1 protein-coding gene is annotated in these 443 nt (G+C 67.7%); it reads left to right on the top strand.

Going from position 1 to position 443, the window contains the following annotated elements:
* Positions 1-342: hypothetical protein (locus tag FY251_RS21430; RefSeq protein ID WP_222847897.1), on the top strand; the 342-nt coding region annotated here is incomplete at its 5' end.
* Between the last annotated feature and the right edge of the window lie 101 nt (positions 343-443).

Genomic DNA, 443 nt, shown 5'->3' with positions numbered 1-443 from the left:
GTGTACGCCACGCGGGAACACCAGCGCGAGATCTGGGAGCGCTGTCGGGACCGGGGGCAGCCGGTCCTCGCCGTCAGGGACGCGACGCGGGGGTTCATCGTCCGGTACGACCTCCAGCACCTGTCGTATGAGCTCTCGGACACCACCGTGCAGGCGCTTCGTGACCGTGTCCGGTCCCGCCGACCGTACCCGACGACCACGGACCCGATATCGGAGACGGAGGGCGTCGGTGGCGAGGCCGGCCCGGTGTCCGGCGAACTCCACGCGGACACCGAACGGGCTGCCAGAGAATTGGCCTCGCACATCTCGGGGTTCGTGCTGGACCGGTCGAACTGGCGGTAGTACCGAAACAACGCGGATGGGGATTTTTCCCACAGCCGTGCCTTGAGTTCGTATGGCAGTCGCCCGACACGAAACCGGTCCGTTCGCGGCCGTGAGTGCCC

This window comes from Haloferax sp. KTX1, from assembly GCF_902410085.1.
GTDB classification, from domain to species: domain Archaea; phylum Halobacteriota; class Halobacteria; order Halobacteriales; family Haloferacaceae; genus Haloferax; species Haloferax massiliensis.
This window is presented reverse-complemented; position numbering and strand designations above follow the sequence as displayed.